This window comes from Pseudoalteromonas phenolica (genome assembly GCF_001444405.1).
Taxonomy (GTDB): domain Bacteria; phylum Pseudomonadota; class Gammaproteobacteria; order Enterobacterales; family Alteromonadaceae; genus Pseudoalteromonas; species Pseudoalteromonas phenolica.
In genome coordinates, this window is sequence record NZ_CP013188.1 from 66,475 (window position 1) to 86,655 (window position 20,181).

The following is a 20,181-nucleotide window of genomic DNA, read 5'->3' on the forward strand; positions in this document are numbered from 1 at the left end:
CACAAAATCCTTACCCGCCACGGAAAGGTTATTAAGCTAAAAGACAGAGCTGCGAATATGCTCAAGTTCTTTATTTTGAATAACGATAGAATTCTGTCTAAAGCAGAGCTATTAGAAACGGTTTGGCCAGAAAAAACCGTGTCTGAACAAGTCGTTTTTCAGAACATCAGTCACTTACGTGCCATTTTTGGTAACGATGCCATTAAAACCTTTTCAAAAAGAGGCTATCAGTGGCAATTAGAGCTTACCGAAGTCACACAGCAAGCTGAAGAAGTTGTCGCGGCCCCAGCGTCACAAGCAGCTACAAAAACCGCGCCTGTTACAGAAGAAAGCAAAGCTGAGAGTGAGTCAAAAAATAGTGAAAGCTCAGACAGTGCTCAGCAAAATGATGCGCCAGCTTCTGACAGTTCACCTGAGCAGCCTGCAAAAGAGAGTAAGTCGACAGCTTGGCTCGGCATTTTGGGCGCTGCAGCCTTAGTTGTAGCAACAGCGATTTGGATGGCTGTTAAGTCTTAATTTATTTCTCTCTTTCTTTTAATAAAGCGATGGCAAACGTCGCTTTATTGCCCTCTTTTTTTTCATAAAAATCAAAATCTTTAAAAATCCTTTTGAACTTTCCTGTATGCATCTAAGTCAGTTATACCAATCCTCTTAATTAAGCGAGCTATTTTGAGGCAAGAAAAACTTGTCGATAGTGAGGCGAAAATTTTGATGTTTAGTTGTTCTCGGCAATTGCTCCTGCATTGCTCTACCTTCTGCATCCATGCAGTCGTAAATGAGAAGTTTTTAACGAAGCTAGCGTCAGTTTTAGTCCCTCAAAATGATTGAGTATTATTGAGGGTTGGTATTTCACATAACTACCAAGGAAGCATAATAATGAAATTATCAACAGTATTTGCAGTAAGCGCATTAATTAGCAGCTCTCTTTTTAGTCATTTTAGTTACGCAGAAGGGCGTAGTATTGAATATGGCGAGATGAATCAAGTGCGCGACATCGCCACTAATCAGACAAAATCAAAGTATTTTAAAACTGCATTTAAACTGAAAATTAATAACCCCGACATTAAGTTTAGTGATGTAAAAATTTGGCTTGAGCGAGAGGGTCAGGTAATTGCCAATGCAGTCATTGATATAGAAGGTAATATCAGTCTACCTATTCTGCCTCAAGACGAAGCAGAAAAGACCATGTTACACACAAATAAAAATAAAGATGATGTGGGTATTAGCTTATATACGGATGTGATCCCACTCGATAGTGCTTTGCTCAAATATTCCGACGTATTTGTTTTGCTTGATGATATTAACGCTTTCACCGAGCAGATGGCCGGTGGGTTTTCTATGTTCATTCCTAGTATGGACGAAATCAAATTCACCTTTGATGCCCCTGCAACCATTACTGTAAAAGACAGCAAAGGCAAAACCAAAACATACAAAACAGACGATGACTTTGTGATTGAAATTCCAAAAAAGAAACGCTGGATGCAAAGCGACACTTGGCTGCAATTTAGTGCTCTACCAACTAGATACGAGCCGATTAATTAACTCTTACATTAAGTATACAGAGCGTAAAGGGGCTTTACGCTCTATTTAGGTAGCATTCCTATCTACTCTTCATAACCATTAGCAAAGGTTCTTACTAACGCTTCTATTTCAGTAAATGTTTGTTCACTGTTTTCGTTAAACGCATCGGCGTTGGTCAATAAAACAAAGCCGTTTTTACGTTTTAGGTCGGCAAATATTTTATTTCGAACACCAAAGTCGGTGCCGCCATGAGAAATAAACTGCTGGTCGATATTCCAAAAATAACCATGGTGGATTACGGTTTGTGCAGGCTCATATTGTATTGATAGCATGTTTTTAACGGCGTTTTGGTCAAGTACTTGTTCATCACCGATTTTGCCTTCATGGATACTGGCAAGCAAAAACTGATTCAAGTCTTTCACGCTAGAGACGGCATTACCATCGCTGTAGGTGATAGAGCCGTAATCGGGTAGAGTAAATAATTCGCCGGTTTGTGGGCTAAATCCAGCTCGCTGAACAATGGGCTTTTGAGGTTTGTCGATGGCCCATTCTGTGTTGTGCATATTGAGTGGACCAAACACCGTTTTTTGGCTCAAGCTAGGTAGGCTTTGCTGACTATCTTGTTCAAGTACATAGCCGGCCAGTGCTGCGCCAACATTTGAATAAATAGAGGCATCACCCGGTGTGAGTCCAAATTGGCTGCTAAAGTTTTCATTAAAATAATAGTCACCTTGTGCTGATAAATAGTTTTCGAAAAAGCGAGGCATATCAGGGTCAATCACTTGCGGGCAGTTGTTATTCTGTGCCAATAAGTTCATTAAGCTGCTATGGTTGTCACGTAAATAGTAGCTACACAAATAGACGGCGTTATTGTCGAGAATACCACTGCTGTGGGTGATCAAATGTCTTAGGGTAATGGGTTTATCAGAAGTCGGGTTATCAATTGAAAACGGCAGCTGTGGCGCGATGTTTTTATCTAATTTAATCTGCCCTTGGCCTTCTGCATGAGCCAGTGTGGCACCCAGCAGAGTTTTACTGACTGAAGCAAGGTAAAAGCGACTATCTGCTGTTACTGGGGTACCGCTTTCATCTGCGATCCCAAAACCATTTTGATAAACCACTTTGCCGTCATGAATTACGCCCACTGCGATGCTAGGAATATTGCCTTTGGTTTGTAATTGCTCAAGTGCGGTTTCGAATTCATCTACTGCAAGTGTTGGGTGAGTGTGTTTGTTCAGTTGCTCAAGCGCAAAGTCATAACTAGAAAAGCGTGCTTCGTCGAATGAATGAACTGAGAAGGCGCTCTGTGCGTGCTTAGGCACAATACCTATTAACTCAAATGCTTTGCCTTGAGCGTTGCGATACACCTCGTTTGAAAGGCCTACCTCCCAGCCATTTGGCAGCGTAAACGTTAATATGTCAGACAGTGCGCCTGAGGTTGGTTCGCCAACAGTATGAATATGGTCGAACTGTTCTAAAGTCATAGCCAGTACTTCACCTGCACTTACAGTCATTTGACTGGTTAGTAAGTAAACTGGGTTCGTATAAGCGCTGTCATTTTTAAGCACTTGATACCTAACTGGTAGGCCCATGCCAGCAGGTGTCACTGCTTGTTTATTAACTGCGAGTACGGTTTTATCTGCAAAATAGTTGGCAACTTCTAAGGCGATGGCATCGTGTCCACCTTGATTATTACGTATATCTAAAATGAGGCCATCAGTGTCTTTTAATTGCGCCATTACTTTATCGAGTAATGTTTCTGCAGCTGCCAGTTGTGCTTCGGCGGTGACATCTTCGGTGTCGCTAAAGCTCTCCAAGTTATTGAGTACAATCACCCCGACGTTGTCAGCGGTTTTGCCCCAAAGTAAGGTTGGAAAATCACTCTGCGCAGGAAATTGCGACATGCTGTCAGGTTGTAAGTAAGCTTTGCTAATTTCAGTATAATGGCCAAGCATGGTATTAAATACGTCATCTAAACTGGTTTGCTCGCCAGCTCTTAAAAAGTTTCCTTGAATACCGACTGCCGCTTTCATAAAAGGGCTATCTTTACCGACATAAAAGTTGGCATCTTTGGCCCAGATATTCACGTGTCCGTCTTTTAATGGGGCAACCATCGCCGCGAGTGTGCTAAATAGTGCTTCGTCAGTCATGTCGTCACTAATTTGCGGTTTAAATTTTACATATTGCTGTGACCAATCGACGCCTCTTAACTCAAAGAAGGCATAGTAGTCGTTGAAGGCATGCCAAAAATACTCAAAAACTTGGTTAGGACTTGCGTCCTCAGTGACATTAATCGGTGTATTACACTGTGTTGGTAGGGCTTTATTTATGGTATAGGTTTGCGCATGAATTTCGCCTTTTTCGCGCAAGTTTAATGCGGTATCGGTCGATTTAAGCTCAGCGATGAACTCTTTATTGGCTTGTTCATGACTTAATTGGTTCACTTTTATGCAACCAAAAGTATTGTATTCATAAGCACTTACCTTGTTATCTTGAATGTCTAACACGGCGCCGTAAGCGGTTTTATTCCATACGCCTTCGGCTTTTTGCAGTTCGGTGCGCGTATCTTTGTCACTAGAACATCCGCTGAGTACTAGGGTGGCGAAAAGTGCGGTTGCAATGGGTGTACGAGAAAACAATTTGACTGACATTTTTTATATCCCTTGATGAAATGAGCGTTTAGCTTAGAGGGATGAAGGGTAATAAACTGTTGTTAAGTTGCGCGAAAATGTGTGCTCACAGGTACAGCTTTAAACACTTTTCAACATTCTTTTTGAATATTTCGACTAGCGGTGCAAAGGCAAAGTTGAAACCCAATGCTTACAGTAATATTGGGCTGTCGGTTGCGATTAGGTGTGAAAACTCAGTAAAAGGCCGCAAAACAAATGTTTCTTCTATGACGTTTGAATCTTGAATGCGGTCAATTCGAAAAGTGCGATAATCTTGCCTTAGATGATCCCACGCAAATACATACCACACTGGGTAGTTAAAGTATAAATAGTGAGGTTCTATTAGTCGCTCGGTGACCGTCTTTTTTTCATCTATATAGCTGATGTTGATTGGTTGCTGATATAAAAATGCAGCACTTAACGCATGGCATTCAGGAAACTGTGATTGTTCATAAGAGGCATGAACTTGCGGTGAGGCTGAACTACCAATGAGCACGCGATTTCTCAGTGCTTTAATATTGGCTTTTTGATCTGGAGACAACAAAGCCAATAATTTGTAGCGAATAGAGTTTAAGCTTTTCATAAACAAAGGCGAGTTCATCTTTTCGCAAATGGCGATACTGATCAGTAAATCTATCGTTTCACTTGTGGTGAGATTAATTTTGCCAAGTCCCCATTGCCGATGAAGCCGCACACCACCGCCTCTGCCTTTGTCAGTATCAATTGGCATACCACGCGCTTTGAGAATATTGAGATCGCGAAATAGCGTACGTGTCGATACATTCAAAGCGTCTGATAAATCTTTCGTGGTCAGAAAGTCTTCGGACTTTAGCATGCTTGCTAATTTGTCTAGCCTTTCAAGATGGCTTTGGGTTTTTGCTCTTTTCATATATTAAATATGACACAAAATGTCACCCAAGTTAATAAGCTACTCATTCTTGGTGCTTTAATCCGTTTTCAAAGTGCCAACTTTCAATTTAATTATTTGATGGAGCTACAAATGACAGAGCAACAAGCGAGTAAAAATGGTGTAGGCGTGCAAGCAGATGTAGCAGGGGCGCAGGATTTTGATTTTGTTATAGGCAACTGGCGTGTGCATCACAAGCGCCTAGATAATATGTTTAGCGAAGACAAGCGTTGGGTTGAATTTGAAGGGCTTTCTTCAACTTCACACATTCTAGGTGGAGCAGGTAACGTTGAAGATAACCTATTGTACTTTCCTGATGGTGCCTTTCGTGCTGTGGCAATGAGAGCATTTAATGCTCAAACTGGCCGTTGGTCTATTTGGTGGTTAGATGGTCGCTTCCCAGATAAGGTGGATACGCCTGTGGTCGGTTCGTTTAAAAATAACATTGGCCTTTTCTATGCCGATGAAGTTATCAAAGGTAGAAAAACCAAAGTAAGATTTCAGTGGGACGCTAGCATGCCAAATAACCCTAAATGGGCGCAAGCATTTTCATTTGATGAGGGAAAAAGTTGGGAAACAAATTGGACTATGAGTTTTATTCCTCAATAGTCAGAATAGATTTCAACTATCACTGCCTTTTTGAGAGTGGACTCACGCGAAAACGCTTTGCTTGGGTCCACCTTTGAGCTTAGGGCTAAATCATCGCTTTAAAAAGCGTATTTTAATTTTAAGCTCATATTTCTCGGCTCACCAACAAAGTAGCGATGATTACCAAAGGCAAAATCTGCACGCTCTGCGTAGCGCTCGTCTGTGAGGTTCATCATCGCAAATGACGCGCTTAACTGTGGGTTAATTTGCCAGTCGGCTCGCAGATTATAAATTTTATGGCCTGCATAGCTTTGTGTATTGGCAGCATCTAAAAAGTAGTCGTCTATTTGCTGGCGTTCTAACTGAGCCATGATAGTTCGTGTAACTTGCCAATTGATATGCAGGTTAAGTAATAGTTTTGGCGCGGTATCTATGTCGTTTCCCTTGATTTGAGCGCTATTAGTTGGGTTATTTAAATAAGTGTGCTCGCTATAGCTAAAGGCCAGCTTAGTACTGATGGTACGCGTTACTTGGCGGTTAAGTGCAAACTCGATGCCCTGGTGTTCGGTATCTAGGCCATTTAAATATTGGCGGTCGGCGTCTTGGTAAATGCCGTCTTTTTTCTTTAAATGATAAACCGAGAGCTCAGCAAAGAGGTCTTTATCTACATATCGAACACCGGCTTCAGTTTGTCTGGCTTTGACACTTTTTACATCGCTGGTGAGCTGACCGTTCTGAAGGCGGTATAATTCGCTGGTATGGGGTGCTCTAAAGCTTCGATCATGTTTGGCGAATAGTCGTGTTTGTTTATCAATTTTATAGCTGTAGCCAAGTGCATAACTGATATCGTCAAATTGGTTACTTTGGCTTGCAGGGCGAGTATAACGACATCCCCCGAAGCCACAGGCTGTGCCATCGTCTTTTAAATTACCAGGGCTTAAATTGTTTTGATAATCGTAGTCGGTGTTATCGTAACGCAGTGCGGCAAAAGCATTATGTTCGTCTGTGATTTTGGCGTCGAGCTGAGCGTAAGTGGCAAAACTTAGCGCATCAACGTCATAATCATAGTGCTTTCCTTGCGGTAATACGCCACGTAAAAACGCAGAGTTTGATTCGGTGTCGTTAGCTTGGTTTTGTTTTAAAAAGCCGCGAGTGATGTCGATGTCAGAGCCAAGCGTTAAACTTAACATATCAGACAGCTGACTTGCGCGACGTAATTGTAAACCTATACTCGAATGGCCGTTTTCTTCGACAGGCGTGCCCGGTAAAAAGTGCATTAAAAAGTCCATATCTGTATGGCGTAAATATGGATTAACCTGCCAGACCGCATTTGGCGTACTTAATGTGTTAAACATGGCGTAGCGCATCGACAAACTGTTTCGGTATGCATCTGGAAAATCATTAATACGCAGTAATGATTTATCTTGATAGGCATTTTCACCACGCTGCAAATAGCCCGCTGTATCTTGCTCTAAATTGGTTAGCGTCACTCTGTGGGTAGTTTGCCAATCACCTAAACTGTGCGAAGCTGCCACTGAGAGTTTTTGCTGCTCGTAGCCCGAACTATCTTGAAAGCCGCCATCTGAGGTAAGTGTTAAGCCCACTAAAGTATCGAGGGCTTCAGTTTGTTGGCTGTAAAGGCCATTTACACGATAAAAGCTATCTTCACCTAATTCTAAGCTCACCATAGGCGTTGCATATAAACTTGGGCTAAATACGTTGATGGTGCCATGAATGGCATTTGAGCCGTAGCGAGATGAATTCGCGCCTTTAACCACTTCGATGTTATCTGCAAGCTCAAAGTGGGTGTCGAATAATTGGTTTACGTTACAAAAGCCTGGCGCGCGTAAGCTAATGCCATTTTCAAGCGTTAAAAACTCAGCACACGAGCCTGCGCCGGTTAAAACAGGTGAACGCACCGATAACAATGATTCTTGGCCGTTACCACGACTTAACCAAGTGCTAGATGCTTGGCTTAGCAATTGGTTTAAATGCTCTGCGTTGCTTTGCTCAATGCTTTGTTTAGTGATTTTATTGGCGTTACCAATCAAGTCTAAATGCTGGGTTTGTGTGCGGTTGGCGGTGGTGATTAGGGTTTCGATGTCTTTATCATTGGCGCTTGATAAGGCTTGAAAACTGATGCTCGCGCAACTTAAAAGAGCCAAAGACAAAATAGAAAATTTAAACGTTTCTCGCACAGAAGTGGTCCTTTATCGCAACTTGACGGTAATTATAAAAGTGCCTCATTATACTGAATAAATTCAAAACACGATCTACCGTCGAGCAAAATTATGTATCAAAAAGTGTTTAAAACCACGCTGTTAAGTGCAGCTTGTATGTTGAGCATGGCCTCGCATGCTAATAACCAGAACGTTGAACAGCTATTTAAAACAACCTGTGCGTCGTGCCACGGTCAAGAGTTAACAGGTGGTATGGCTGGTTCTTTAATTGATAACCAGTGGATGACGGAAGGCACAGATACTGCGCTGGCGAATGCCATTAAAAACGGTATTGTTTCGGCTGGTATGCCCGCATTTGGCGCGACGTTAAATGAAGAGCAAATTCGTACTCTGGTTGTATACATTCGTGAAGCAGGTGCAAAAGCAAAGCAAGCGAAACAGCCAGAATCGCAAATGGGCAAGTCGTTTAATACGGATTATCACAAGGTGACAACCAAAGAAGTGACAAAAAGTGATGGCATCATCTGGGCGATGGATTTTTTACCTGACGGCAGTTTGCTTTATACCTTACGCGAAGGCGAGCTTTGGCACATGACCAAAGGCGGTAAAAAAACGCAGATTAAGGGCACGCCTAAAGTATGGCATAAGCGTCAAGGTGGGCTGTTAGATGTGTATCCTGATCCAGATTATAAAAACAATGGCTGGATTTACTTGTCGTTTAGTAAGGGTGCAGGAAAAAACAGCCAAGGCCAAGAGGTGGCGTTCACAGCCATTGTTCGCGGAAAAATTAAAAATGGTGAGTGGGCAGATCAGCAAACCTTATTTGAAGCCAAGCCAGAAAATCATCAAAATCGCGGTTGGCACTTTGGCTCTCGTTTTGCCATTAAAGACGATTACTTATTCTTTACCAATGGTGACGAAGGGTTACAAGATGGCGCTCAGGATATCACCACGCAAAACGGTAAAGTACACCGTATTTTCAAAGATGGTCGCGTGCCAAAAGATAACCCGTTTTATAACGAAAAAGGTGCGCAACAAACTATTTGGACCTACGGCAACCGTAACCCGCAAGGCTTAACGTTACACCCTAAAACAGGAGCACTGTGGTCTACAGAGCATGGTCCGCGTGGTGGTGACGAATTAAACTTGATCACCAAAGGCACTAACTATGGCTGGCCAAAAGTGACATATGGTATGAACTATAATGGTACGCCTATCACGCCACATACTGATTTACCTGGTATGCAACTACCTGTGCACCAATGGACGCCATCTATTGCTGTTGCGGGTATGAATTTCTACACGGGCAACAAGTTTAAACATTGGCAGGGCGACTTATTTGTCGGCAGTTTGGCTAAGAAGCAATTGCACCGCTTGCGAATTGAAAACGGCAAAGTCACAGAAGATGAAATCATCTTAAAAGGTCTAGGTCGTATTCGCGATGTCGTGACTGCACCCAATGGTGAGATTTATTTAACCATTAATGACCGTAATGCGAATCAAAGTAAGATCATTGCAATCGCGCCTAAATAACGCTTAGAACAGACGAAAAATAAAGTCGGTGCTACCGGTATTTTACTCGGTAGCACCGACTTTACGTCTGGCTACTCTTGACATGCTCATCATCGTAAAGCCCCTTTACATACTCTTTTATTCAGATTCAAACCTCACGACATCATCTTTAATTTCTTGCTTTGATTTGAAACATTGAACATACAGCAATTTCGGTCAAGTAAAGCGTTTGCTGTATGATTAAGCTTGTCTGCAGTTTTACTAACACATAGGCGCTTTATGCAAAGCAATCTTTTACAGCAACGTATTTCGCTGGTTTGCGATTACATCAATCAACATTTAGATGATGAATTAACGGTGAGTTTGCTTAGCGATGTAGCTGCTTTATCTAAATTTCATTTTCATCGCGTATTTATGGCTTTTATGGGCATAAATGTGGGCAAGTATATTTTGCTGGCGAGATTAAAGCGGGCATCTTTTCGCTTAGCGTTTGAGCGCGATATTAAAATTATTGATATTGCACTTGAAGCTAAATATGACAGTGCTGACGCGTTTTCACGCGCTTTCAAGCGTACGTTTGAGCAAAGCCCTTCAAAATTTAGACAAGGTGCAAATTGGCCTAGTTGGTATGACGTATTTGATTTTTCACCGCAACCAATAGAGCAACAAATCATGCAAGTAGACATTATCAACTTTGAGCAAATTAACATCGCGTTTTTAGAGCATAAAGGCGCAGCAAATCGCATCTTCGAAACAGCTGGGCAATTCATTGCGTGGCGAAAAAATAGCGGGCTTTCACCACTCAATATGAGCCGAACATTTGGTATGCCAAATGGTGACCCTGAAACTATGGCTGAAGACGAATTTCGCTTTAAGCTGTGTGGCTCAGTAAAAGCTGTCGTACCCGATAACACATTTGGTGTCGAAAATGGGGTTATTCCAAACATGCGCTGCGCCAAAGTCAGACATTTGGGGAGTCACGATAACATGGAACAAACTATACGTTGGCTTTACCAGCAGTGGCTTCCACAAAGTAGTGAACTTCCGAGCGATCATTGCTGTTTCTTCGAGTATCATAATTTTGTGCACCAAGTTGATGAGTGCGACCTTATCACTGATATTTATTTGCCGCTTCAGGAGTAAAAGATGGCTTTCTTTGAGTTACAGCTATGGATAGTTGATACTTCAGACTGTTTAACCTTGAGCTTTGGGTATTTAATATTATTGTCATGCATACTTTTTTATCTTAGTTGCACATTGATGAAACATGCACGGGTGAGCAACAACACGCCTTAATGTGTTGTTGCTGATTTTGCATTACTAATTAATGCTTATAGATTCGCGAACCTACCAATTAGGCTCTACACTTTGACTATGTTCATGGTTTAAAGAGTCAATCAATGCGCTATTGTTTACTCGTCTTTTTCTTTACGATGAGCTTTTTTGTGAGGGCTGATGTGCCCAGCACTGAGGACGTAAAAGCTGCAAAAGGACATAAACAATTAGTGCTTTTAAATCAATATATGCGCTCGCAAGCTTTTATTGATGCAAGAACTGCACTTTCACTCGCTGAGTCACTTAAGCCTAACTTACCCCTAAATCAATTTCCGAAAGAAAAGCTATATCTGCATTTGTGGCAAGGTGTTGCGCTTAATTTTATTGGTAATCGTCGAGATGCTTTAATCTTGCTTGATACTGTGATTAATGAATCGACCAGTGCAGGTTTATCGGATGTGACTGTTGAAGCGCTTTTGCAACGTGCAACCATCTATGAAGAGCAGTCGAATAGCGATTTGGCTTTAACCGATCGCTTTAATGTTTTGTCTATGATTGAACATAAAGGCGATTACAAGTTGCTGGCAGATACACAAAGCGCCATAGGCATGACTTATTTCTCTCAGGCAAAGTTTACCCGCGCCTTTGAATGGTTATTGAATGCCAAAGAAAACTATAAAGCGATCGATCTCGAAAGGGGGGTTGTTCACACCTTAGGTCGAATTGGCTCAATTTATCGGTCGATAGGGGATTTAGATAACGCGTTAAGTTATCAATTAAAAACGATTGAAGGGCAAAGAAAAGTAGGCAATAAGAAAAGCTTAGCCATCGCTTTTAATAACACCGCCATTGTTTATAAAGACCTCGGGAAATACCAAGAAGCCATTGAGATGCATACTGAATCACTCGAACTCAAGCGTGAGATTGGTTATGAGCGCGGTATGGTGTATTCATTTAATAATTTGGGTGAAACCCACCGATTAGCTGGAGATTTAGCAACAGCAAAATCGTACTTAGCACAAGCAGAGGAGTTGGCGAATAAATTAAATAATCGCATGCTATTAGGCTCAACCAATTTGTACTTAGGACGGATAGCGATCACCGAGAAGCGTTATGAAGATGCTGAACGCATTTTAGCGATGGCTATGGAAACCTACCGAAAACGAAACTCTGCATCTCGCATAGCTGAAGGATTAGTGGAGCAGGCTAACTTAGCGATGCAAACTCAACAGTATCAGTCGGCGGTATCTCTTTTAAAAGAAGCGATTGAGTACGCCCAAAAAGCACAGAAAAACGTGGTGTTGTTTAAAGCCTATGATTTGTTATCTCAAGTGTATGCCAATATTGGGGACTTTCGCTCAGCGTATGATATGCAAGTTACCTTTAGACAGAGCAAAGACAAGCTATTTGATTTAAACAGTCAGCAGCGGGTCGAAATGCTTGTTGTGCAGAATCAAATTGAAGAAACCAAGCGCAACTTGGAGTTTGTGAGGCAGCAAGCCAAATTAACCGAATCAGAATTAAATAACAAAATCAGTAAAAGAAATTTATTGATGCTTGCAGTAATGAGTTTTGTGTTGTTGCTTTGGTACTTATATAGACAAAGGGTAAATAAACGAGAGCTGAAATTAGTTAAACAAAGTCAATCAGAAATAGCCGAAAAAGAGCAAAAGCTAAGTTTGGCACTTTGGGCGAGTGGTGATGTGTTATGGAGCTGGGACTTAAAAGCTCATACTGTATCGAGAGAGAATGCTGACGACTTGAGTGCATTACCCGATGGAAAAGTAGATCCAACCTGGCAAAACTTAAGGGCTCACGTGCATCAAGATGATTTTAACCGCCTGACAACGCATTTGGAGTCAATAAAAAATCAGCAAGAAGCCGCTTTCGAAGTTGCATATCGTGTAAAAAATAAAGCCGGTGAGTGGGCGTGGGTACAAGATAAAGGCAAAGTCGTAGAGATTGACTCCGAAGGACGACCTTTAAGAGTGGCAGGGATCCAGCATGATATCACCATTTTGAAGCAGCAAGAGGCTGACTTGGTTGTGTTAAATACTGAGTTAGAGCAAAGAGTACAGCAACGAACCAAAGACTTGGTGGCTGCATTGAATGACTTAAAAGCAACGCAACAAAGTTTGGTCGAAGCTGAAAAAATGGCCGCTTTGGGCTCTTTAGTTGCAGGGCTTGCACATGAGCTCAATACACCACTTGGTACAGCTATGATGGCAGTGACTCATTTACATGCTGAATTACAACAACTTGATGCCAAGGTCCAAGATAATAGGATAACTAAAACGGAATTAACCGAAGGCTTTAAGGTTCTGGCTGAAAGTGGGGACCTAATTTTCAGCGGGGTTAATCGCACCTCCGCTTTGGTTGAACAATTTAAGCGAGTCTCGGTTTCAGAGCGAGGCGAAGGACGAGCAAGCGAAAGCTTTGCTGTTTTGGTTAATGCTGCGTTTAAAACTGCTTGGCAAGCATCTGGAGCCCCTAAACATGTTGAGCTTCTAGAGGTATCTGACGGGAACATTACTACTTATAGTGACCCGTTAATGCAAGTCTTGGAACTGTTGATCAGTAACGCCATCAATCATGCCGAATCGAATGATCAGTTGAGTATTAAAGTGTCTTGTTATGAGCGTAACAACTTTTATGAGGTGCTGGTTGAAGATAATGGTATTGGAGTGGCTGAAAACGAATTAACTAAGATATTCAACCCTTTCTATACACTAGCGCGTCACAGAGGTCACGTTGGTCTTGGGCTTAATATTGTGTTTAACCTTGTATCACAGGTTTTGGGTGGAGAAATCAATTGTGAGCGCTCTGAACTTGGCGGGGCAAAGTTTAGATTCACAGTCGAAAAAGTGCATGAGAAATTACTTGTGTAAATGTTTAAATAGGATGCTATTTGGCTTTGACTGCTTCATTGTACTTCAGCTATTACTTACCTTGTGCTAAATCAATGTTCACAAAAAGAAACTTGCTAATCTAAGTACTCTAGTTCTTAACTGGGCAAGTCATGAAAAACTTTATCTCAGCATTACCAAGTACACGGCCGCCTTTCTTGCTCTTAGCACCGCTGTGTGTGCTGTTAGGCAATGCGATTGCGCAATATCATGGTGCAGAGTTTCATGGCTGGCATTTTCTTTTCGCCTGCATGGGGTCTGTATTGTCTGCGGTTGCAGTGAATACACTAAACGAGTATCAAGATTTTCATAGCGGCTTAGATTTAATCACTAAGCGAACACCATTTAGTGGCGGTAGTGGCTTACTTAAGCAAAATAGTGCATTGGAAAAGTCAGTTTTAAGTCTTTTCCAACTGGCATTAGGCAGCTTGTTTCTTATAGGTATTTATTTTGTGTATCGCTTTGGTTTGCCTATGTTGACGATAGGCTTACTGGGGCTTGCGGTTATTATTACTTATACAAACACCTTAAATCGACACCCTTGGTTATGTTTAATATCACCGGGCTTGGGGTTTGCATTACTGATGGTACTGGGTAGCTACATCACACAAGGACTAACACTGAACTGGCAAGTGTTGCTGATAGCGCTTATCCCTTTCTTCACCATAAATAACCTGCTGCTAGTGAATCAATTACCTGATATTAAAGCTGATCAACAAGTAGGTCGTAAGCATTTTGCGATTTATTACTCAGTGAATGCAGCTGTCATCTGTTTTTCGGTATCAGCAGCTTTGGCATTGCTTCTTATGGCCATAGCATTGTATTTGGCAGTCTTGCCATTTAAAGTCATCTGGCTGACGCCTATTTTACTATTAAACTTTTTGGCTATTCCTAAATTAGCAAAGTTGAAACATGATATAGCAAAGCATCCCCAAAGTATGGCGTTAAACGTTGTTGCAGCGAACTTATTGCCTCTTGTTTTGTCGGTCATACTCCTTTTAAACGGGCCTATCTGATTTGTATATTCGAGTACTTCTTGTTTTTTTATTAAGCGTTTCATTTTCTTTATGGGCCGAGCCTAAGAAGCAGATAGATCTACCTATGCTTACTTCTTTAACCTACTACGCTGAAGATTATCCGCCATCGGTATTTTATGAGGGCGAGGTGTTGCGAGGGATTTCAGTGAGAATGCTTCGGGCAATATGGCAAGAATTAGGAGTGAAAGCTCAGCCCATAGAAATAGTGCCATGGGCACGTGGTTATAAAGAAATTATCAGTAAGCCAAAAACCGTCTTGTTTGCCATGTCGAAAACAGCTCAAAGAGCCGATAAATTTAAGTGGGTAGGCCCCATCTACTCCGTTGATTACATATTAATTGCAAAAAAAGCAAAATATTCAAATCCAAGCGGTTATCAGAGTTACATAGTCATTCAGTTGCGGTGATACGCCATGATGCCACAGAGCAAATCGTATTAGATGCTAATTTTGTCGAACAGCAAATTGTAGAAACAAACAATATGTATCAAGCACTGGCAATGTTTAAGGCTGACCGTGTTGAGTTAATGGCAATCTCTCGTTCAGGGTTACGTAAAGCCATCAGTGAAAAAATGCTACAAGTCGACGATTTTGAAGAGGTGTTTCTACTAGACACAGTCGAAGACTATTTTGCATTTAGTAAAGATGTTCCCGATGTGGTCATCAACGCATTTCAGCGTGCTTTCGATAAGCATAAACGGTTAAATTTAGCCCTCATCGACGAATTTAAACTTTAAAAGCTAAGGTTTTGCGATTAAGCACAAAGGCTTTTAGAATAACGAGGTGAACCTCATCTAAAAGCAAAATCCATACTATGATCGTACCCGTTGTTATTGCTGGTGGCTCAGGCACCCGTTTGTGGCCTTTGTCTCGTACTCATTATCCGAAGCAGTTTTTGCCTTTGACTGGCGAGCAGTCATTGTTGCAACAAACGTTGCTGAGATTAAAAGGCTTGGAACATGATCCTGCGATTATTATTTGTAACGAGGCGCATAGATTTTTAACCGCAGAGCAAGTGCGATTAAGTGAGATACCACACTTTCCTATTATCTTAGAGCCAGAGGGGCGCAATACAGCGCCCGCGATTGCATTGGCAGCATTTAAAGCGTTAGAGACAAATCCTGATGCAACTTTGTTAGTGATGCCTGCCGATCATGATATTGGCGAGCTTGAACCGTTTTTAAATGCGATAACACTGGCTACAGAGAGTGCTGGAGAGGGCAAATTAGTCACCTTTGGTATTGAACCTACCTCTGCGCATACTGGCTATGGTTACATTCAGAAAGGCCAGCCTTTGGAAAGGGGCTTTACAGCTAAACAATTTGTTGAAAAACCCGATGAATTAACCGCAAAGGGGTATGTTGAATCAGACCAGTTTGTATGGAATAGCGGTATTTTCATGTTTAAAGCTCAAGTATATTTAGACACTCTAAAGCGTTTTAACCATAACATATTTGAAGCTTGTTTTAACGCCATGCAAAAGCAGCAAGATGATTTAGATTTTACGCGTGTAGATGCCTCAGCCTTTCTAGCTTGCCCAAGTGATTCAATAGATTATGCGATCATGGAGCCTTTAACAGCACAACAAAATGATGCTGTGGTGATGATCCCCATGGCAGCTAAATGGAGTGATGTAGGCAGTTTCGATGCGCTTTGGCAGTTACTTGATAAAGATGATGAACAAAATGCAATTGGTGGTGATGTGATCGCAATCGACACGCAAGGCAGCCTGTTGCTGAGTGAAAATAAACTATTAGCCACGGTTGGTGTAAAAGACGTGGTGGTAGTACAAACCAAAGATGCAGTGTTAATTGCAGATAAGAATAATACTCAAGCGATAAAACAAGTGGTTGCTCAGCTAGAACAAAAATCTCGTGTTGAAATGCACCAACATCGTGAAGTCTATCGCCCTTGGGGGAAGTTTGATGCCATTGACGAAGGCGAGCGCTTTTTAGTGAAGCGGATCACAGTAAATCCAGGTGCACGTTTATCAATGCAAATGCATCACCATAGAGCAGAGCATTGGGTGGTGGTAAGTGGCACAGCCAAAGTTAAAATAGATAACAAAGTTCAGTATGTGACCGAAAATCAGTCTGTATATATTCCTATTACAGCTGTTCATAGCCTTGAAAACCCAGGAAAAACAGCTTTAGAGCTGATAGAAGTTCAGTCGGGTAGCTATTTAGATGAGAGTGATATTATTCGTTTTGAAGATGATTATGGGCGTGAATAAGGCGCTATTTCTCAATAGAAAAGTTATTAATAGGCACCATAAAAAGTGAATGTCTCAAAGCTAATTAAAAATACTTCCATTAAATTTGGCACCAGTGGGGCGCGTGGTTTAGCCGAAGATTTTTCGCAAAATGTGTGTGTTGCGTTCGCAATGGCTTTTATTGAGCATGGTAAGCGTTGCGGCAAATTGAGCGATGACAACCTGTGTGTCGCTATTGGTATTGATAATCGCCCTAGTAGCTACGAAATGGCCCAAGGTGTTGCTACGGGTCTAATAGCATTGGGTCTGGATTATAAGTTTCATGGGGTCTTACCTACACCTGCCTTAGCCTATGCCGCAATGCAGAGAGGGGAGGCTTGTATCATGGTAACAGGCAGTCATATTCCGTTTGATCGAAATGGTTTGAAGTTTTATTACCCAGAAGGCGAGATCAGCAAGTTTGATGAGCAAGATATTTTAAGTCAATACATCGAGCTTCCTGATGAACTTAGTGCTCCAGAGTTAATTGAATGTGAGTCGGCTACAAATACCTATATCAATCGTTATTTAAATTACTTTTCTGAGCTGAATTTAACAGATAAGCGAATAGGCGTTTATACCCATTCAAGTGCAGGTCGAGAGCTATACCTCAGACTACTCCAGCAAGTGGGTGCAACCGTTGTTGAGCTTGGCAGAAGCTACACCTTTGTGCCAATCGACACCGAAGCGGTAAGTAAAGAAGATCAGCAAACAGCCAAAATTTGGGCTAATGAACTCAATCTAGATGCCATTATTTCTACTGATGGTGATGGCGACAGACCACTTGTGGCGGATGAGTGCGGTAATTGGCTTAGAGGCGATGTACTCGGTTTAATTGTTAGTCAATTTTTAAAAATAGAAGCTCTAAGCGTGCCCATTAATTGCAATTCAGCGATTGAGTTGAGTGGTTGTTTTAAGCAAGTGGCGAGAACAAAAATAGGCTCTCCGTTTGTTATTGAGGCATTTGTACAATTACAAAAGCAGCACAAAAAAGTCGCTGGATTTGAAGCAAACGGCGGGTATTTACTTGCAAGCGATATTGATGAAGACGGTAAGTTATTATCTGCGCTGCCAACCCGAGATGCCTTATTACCTATTTTAGTTGTTTTAACTCAATTAGCTAAGCTGCCAATATCTAAAATGATGCCGGGTTTACCAAAACGCTACACTGCCAGTGGCAAAGTAGAACATGTGCCTTCTTATGTTGGGCTTGCTTTCTTAAAGGCGCTACAAAGCGATACAGAACGTTTACTTGCCGAATTGGATATTACATATCGTGTCATTGAGTTCGATAATACAGACGGTACTCGATTGATTCTGAGTAACAAAGACATAGTGCATTTTCGTTGTTCAGGTAATGCACCTGAAATGCGCTGTTATGTTGAGTCTGACTCTGGAAAAAGAGCCGAAACATTATTGTATTGCTTAAAAAACAAATTGAGCTATTTAACTGAACAGGCAGCAACAACGAAGTGACATTCACTTTGCTACACTGTCTCCAAAAAGTGCTAAACCTTACTGATAAGTTGAAATACAACTGGGGTTTGAGCTGCTAACACCAGTACTGAAGAATAAAATACAGCTTTAATGGCATTTTTTAGGCCACGATATTCAATTAATGATTGCGAGATAATTAAACTTGCTAAAGGAAGTGCTAGAGCGCTGCCGATCACAAATGCGAGCTTTTCATTTGCTTGTAGGTTAAATCTATCAAAGTCAACCATATACAACGATGTAATGTAAGCGGTTAATGCCATACAAATAATAGACACAACCACCATTAAGATTTGTTTTATTGACACTGATTTTTGGCGTACTTCAATGATAACTTCCATGTTTGCTCCTTGTATCGCTGATATATTTCATTGTTTGTTATTGCGCCATCAGTCAATGCGACTGATGGGCAGACTATTCATACTAACCCTCAAAACAGCTCACTTAATTAAGAGAGTTGGTGCTAAGTTTATAGGTTACTCGTCAATCTCAACTTTGCCCTTGATGTTCTTGATTTGCAATCCGCCTGAACCTGAGTCTTCAATGACTAAAGCGCCGGCACCATTTACACTGATACTGCCTGAGCCATCGTCAATGGTGACTGTGCCTAACACTTGATTAGCATAAATATCGCCGCTGCCATCATCAACTTTTAGGTCGCCTTGAGCGTTGTTTACGGTAATGCTGCCTGAGCCATCTTCAATCTCAATATGCTTACCACCTGAGATTTCAATGCTGCCAGAGCCATCGTCAATTTCAATGTCACCATTTACTTGTTTGATATCGATACTGCCAGAGCCGTCGTCAATGATAAGGCCAATATTACTCGGTACTGTAATCGTTAGATTAATTTTAGGTCCCGGGCTATTTACTTGCCAACTATTTGAATTACTTGCTCTTGCAACCAGCTCGGCTCTGCTGCCTTTGTTTTCTAGGGTGAGTGTGAAGTCATCAGCGCTGTAAGCAAAAATCTCTGCATCTACGGTAATGTCAGTGGCGCTGTCGCTACCAACAATTGATAAATTACCAGCGCCAGCTTCGGTTTCTAAGAATTTTAGGTTTGTGGCACTTAAAGTGAGCTGTTGGTTATCGAAATATTTTGGTGCGCTACCAGGGCCACTTTTAACATGAACAATACAACCACTTAATAAAATTGCTGCGCTTAAAGGTAAAAGGGTTTTTAGCATCTTAATTCCTACATGTGCTTTTTTGTTATTATAGTTAAAGCAATATAGTGACCAATTTGCAAGTGTTTGATTTGTAATGAATTGTAAGTTTTCGTGTAAAATGTGATTTTTAATTTAGCGAAAAGTTAGTTTTTTTCCTCACTATATTAGTCAGTTAGTTAAATTTCATAATGGATCTGAACTCAAGTTAACTCGTTTAAGGTGATTACATGATCGAAGAAACACTCTGGCAAATTTATCAGCTCAGTTACTTTCAAAGTACTTGTCGAGTTATGCCTTATCAGACAGTAACAGGTCATCAATCAGGTGCGATTATCAGCGTATGGAACCCTCATGGGCAGAATTTAACTTTGGCGCATAATAAACGGCTCGAAAGATCGGCGATGCGTTACCTCCGCGACCAAAACGTTGCTTACAAAAGGTTGTGGGGCGGTAATAAGGATATGAGCTATCGCGAGTTAAGCATATTTGTTCCTTGCTCGTTGCAGCAGGCGCAGCATTTATCTGTCCATTTTAAGCAATTAGCATTTTATTATGTCAGCGCTCGAGGGCGAGTGAGTTTGCATTGCTCGAAGCAAACTAAGCCTATGTGTTTTGTAAGCAAACACCTAAAAAAGCGCTGGATTGCTAGTCATGCTTGAATATCTCAATTCTAA

Annotated in this window: 17 protein-coding genes; 12 read left to right on the forward strand and 5 right to left on the reverse strand. The window is 41.5% G+C overall.

Translation table 11 applies throughout. The annotated features are described in order from the left end of the window. The first annotated feature begins 57 nt into the window (after positions 1 to 57). Together PP2015_RS17610 and PP2015_RS17615 are read left to right on the forward strand one after the other, a co-directional pair. Positions 58 to 516: a transcriptional regulator gene (locus PP2015_RS17610; RefSeq protein ID WP_058031744.1), complete on the forward strand. Its 459-nt coding sequence runs from the start codon at positions 58 to 60 to the stop codon at positions 514 to 516. Positions 517 to 876: 360 nt separating this feature from the next. After that, positions 877 to 1,542: a hypothetical protein gene (locus PP2015_RS17615; RefSeq protein WP_058031745.1), complete on the forward strand. Its 666-nt coding sequence runs from the start codon at positions 877 to 879 to the stop codon at positions 1,540 to 1,542. A gap of 62 nt (positions 1,543 to 1,604) precedes the next feature. Here the strand turns inward: PP2015_RS17615 and PP2015_RS17620 are convergent, their stop codons facing one another. After that, positions 1,605 to 4,172, reverse strand: a complete 2,568-nt coding sequence (locus PP2015_RS17620; protein WP_058031746.1) for a serine hydrolase — start codon at positions 4,170 to 4,172, stop codon at positions 1,605 to 1,607. A 169-nt stretch (positions 4,173 to 4,341) separates the two neighbouring features. After that, positions 4,342 to 5,079, reverse strand: coding sequence for a helix-turn-helix transcriptional regulator (locus PP2015_RS17625; RefSeq protein WP_083496663.1), 738 nt, complete (start codon positions 5,077 to 5,079; stop codon positions 4,342 to 4,344). A 111-nt stretch (positions 5,080 to 5,190) separates the two neighbouring features. On the opposite strand from PP2015_RS17625, the gene PP2015_RS17630 reads away from it, so the two are divergent. Next, positions 5,191 to 5,706: a hypothetical protein gene (locus PP2015_RS17630; protein ID WP_058032542.1), complete on the forward strand. Its 516-nt coding sequence runs from the start codon at positions 5,191 to 5,193 to the stop codon at positions 5,704 to 5,706. 98 nt (positions 5,707 to 5,804) lie between these two features. On the opposite strand, the gene PP2015_RS17635 is transcribed toward PP2015_RS17630, so the two are convergent. Then, a complete protein-coding gene (locus PP2015_RS17635) occupies positions 5,805 to 7,883 on the reverse strand; it encodes a TonB-dependent receptor (RefSeq protein ID WP_058031747.1) in 2,079 nt (692 codons plus the stop codon). 93 nt (positions 7,884 to 7,976) lie between these two features. Between PP2015_RS17635 and PP2015_RS17640 the strand changes: the two genes are divergently transcribed. The 8 genes from PP2015_RS17640 (at position 7,977) to PP2015_RS17675 (ending at position 18,320) form a co-directional block, all read left to right on the forward strand. After that, positions 7,977 to 9,398 carry a PQQ-dependent sugar dehydrogenase gene (locus PP2015_RS17640; RefSeq protein ID WP_058031748.1) on the forward strand — a complete coding sequence of 474 codons (1,422 nt, stop codon included), beginning with the start codon at positions 7,977 to 7,979 and terminating at the stop codon, positions 9,396 to 9,398. A gap of 258 nt (positions 9,399 to 9,656) precedes the next feature. Next, the gene (locus tag PP2015_RS17645; RefSeq protein ID WP_058031749.1) at positions 9,657 to 10,520 is read left to right on the forward strand and encodes an AraC family transcriptional regulator; all 864 of its coding nucleotides are present in this window, start codon (positions 9,657 to 9,659) and stop codon (positions 10,518 to 10,520) included. Between the two features lie 314 nt (positions 10,521 to 10,834). After that, a complete protein-coding gene (locus PP2015_RS17650; protein WP_161568531.1) occupies positions 10,835 to 13,540 on the forward strand; it encodes a tetratricopeptide repeat protein in 2,706 nt (901 codons plus the stop codon). A gap of 131 nt (positions 13,541 to 13,671) precedes the next feature. Further along, positions 13,672 to 14,574, forward strand: coding sequence for a prenyltransferase (locus tag PP2015_RS17655; protein WP_058031751.1), 903 nt, complete (start codon positions 13,672 to 13,674; stop codon positions 14,572 to 14,574). 85 nt (positions 14,575 to 14,659) lie between these two features. Continuing rightward, positions 14,660 to 15,001 carry a transporter substrate-binding domain-containing protein gene (locus tag PP2015_RS17660; protein WP_058031754.1) on the forward strand — a complete coding sequence of 114 codons (342 nt, stop codon included), beginning with the start codon at positions 14,660 to 14,662 and terminating at the stop codon, positions 14,999 to 15,001. Continuing rightward, positions 14,998 to 15,330: a hypothetical protein gene (locus PP2015_RS17665; protein ID WP_058031757.1), complete on the forward strand. Its 333-nt coding sequence runs from the start codon at positions 14,998 to 15,000 to the stop codon at positions 15,328 to 15,330. Before PP2015_RS17660 ends, PP2015_RS17665 begins: the two co-directional genes overlap by 4 nt. 77 nt (positions 15,331 to 15,407) lie before the next feature. Then, on the forward strand, positions 15,408 to 16,826 hold the full coding sequence (locus PP2015_RS17670) for a mannose-1-phosphate guanylyltransferase/mannose-6-phosphate isomerase (protein WP_058031758.1): 1,419 nt from the start codon (positions 15,408 to 15,410) through the stop codon (positions 16,824 to 16,826). Between the two features lie 45 nt (positions 16,827 to 16,871). Continuing rightward, on the forward strand, positions 16,872 to 18,320 hold the full coding sequence (locus PP2015_RS17675; protein WP_058031760.1) for a phosphomannomutase: 1,449 nt from the start codon (positions 16,872 to 16,874) through the stop codon (positions 18,318 to 18,320). Positions 18,321 to 18,352: 32 nt separating this feature from the next. On the opposite strand, the gene PP2015_RS17680 is transcribed toward PP2015_RS17675, so the two are convergent. Together PP2015_RS17680 and PP2015_RS17685 are read right to left on the reverse strand one after the other, a co-directional pair. Further along, positions 18,353 to 18,679, reverse strand: coding sequence for a hypothetical protein (locus tag PP2015_RS17680; RefSeq protein WP_058031762.1), 327 nt, complete (start codon positions 18,677 to 18,679; stop codon positions 18,353 to 18,355). A gap of 135 nt (positions 18,680 to 18,814) precedes the next feature. Continuing rightward, positions 18,815 to 19,525, reverse strand: a complete 711-nt coding sequence (locus tag PP2015_RS17685; RefSeq protein ID WP_058031764.1) for a DUF4097 family beta strand repeat-containing protein — start codon at positions 19,523 to 19,525, stop codon at positions 18,815 to 18,817. Positions 19,526 to 19,734: 209 nt separating this feature from the next. Here PP2015_RS17685 and PP2015_RS17690 point away from each other — a divergent pair, with 209 nt between their 5' ends. Next, the gene (locus PP2015_RS17690) at positions 19,735 to 20,166 is read left to right on the forward strand and encodes a DUF3293 domain-containing protein (RefSeq protein ID WP_058031766.1); all 432 of its coding nucleotides are present in this window, start codon (positions 19,735 to 19,737) and stop codon (positions 20,164 to 20,166) included. The last annotated feature ends 15 nt before the right edge of the window (positions 20,167 to 20,181 follow it).

Excerpts from the sequence above, each read along its gene's own strand:
- PP2015_RS17610 (WP_058031744.1), top strand. The coding sequence starts at position 58 with ATGCTCAAGTTCTTTATTTTGAATAACGATAGAATTCTGTCTAAAGCA.
- PP2015_RS17615 (WP_058031745.1), top strand. The coding sequence starts at position 877 with ATGAAATTATCAACAGTATTTGCAGTAAGCGCATTAATTAGCAGCTCT.
- PP2015_RS17620 (WP_058031746.1), bottom strand. The coding sequence starts at position 4,172 with ATGTCAGTCAAATTGTTTTCTCGTACACCCATTGCAACCGCACTTTTC.
- PP2015_RS17625 (WP_083496663.1), bottom strand. The coding sequence starts at position 5,079 with ATGAAAAGAGCAAAAACCCAAAGCCATCTTGAAAGGCTAGACAAATTA.
- PP2015_RS17630 (WP_058032542.1), top strand. The coding sequence starts at position 5,191 with ATGACAGAGCAACAAGCGAGTAAAAATGGTGTAGGCGTGCAAGCAGAT.
- PP2015_RS17640 (WP_058031748.1), top strand. The coding sequence starts at position 7,977 with ATGTATCAAAAAGTGTTTAAAACCACGCTGTTAAGTGCAGCTTGTATG.
- PP2015_RS17645 (WP_058031749.1), top strand. The coding sequence starts at position 9,657 with ATGCAAAGCAATCTTTTACAGCAACGTATTTCGCTGGTTTGCGATTAC.
- PP2015_RS17655 (WP_058031751.1), top strand. The coding sequence starts at position 13,672 with ATGAAAAACTTTATCTCAGCATTACCAAGTACACGGCCGCCTTTCTTG.
- PP2015_RS17660 (WP_058031754.1), top strand. The coding sequence starts at position 14,660 with ATGCTTACTTCTTTAACCTACTACGCTGAAGATTATCCGCCATCGGTA.
- PP2015_RS17670 (WP_058031758.1), top strand. The coding sequence starts at position 15,408 with ATGATCGTACCCGTTGTTATTGCTGGTGGCTCAGGCACCCGTTTGTGG.
- PP2015_RS17680 (WP_058031762.1), bottom strand. The coding sequence starts at position 18,679 with ATGGAAGTTATCATTGAAGTACGCCAAAAATCAGTGTCAATAAAACAA.
- PP2015_RS17685 (WP_058031764.1), bottom strand. The coding sequence starts at position 19,525 with ATGCTAAAAACCCTTTTACCTTTAAGCGCAGCAATTTTATTAAGTGGT.
- PP2015_RS17690 (WP_058031766.1), top strand. The coding sequence starts at position 19,735 with ATGATCGAAGAAACACTCTGGCAAATTTATCAGCTCAGTTACTTTCAA.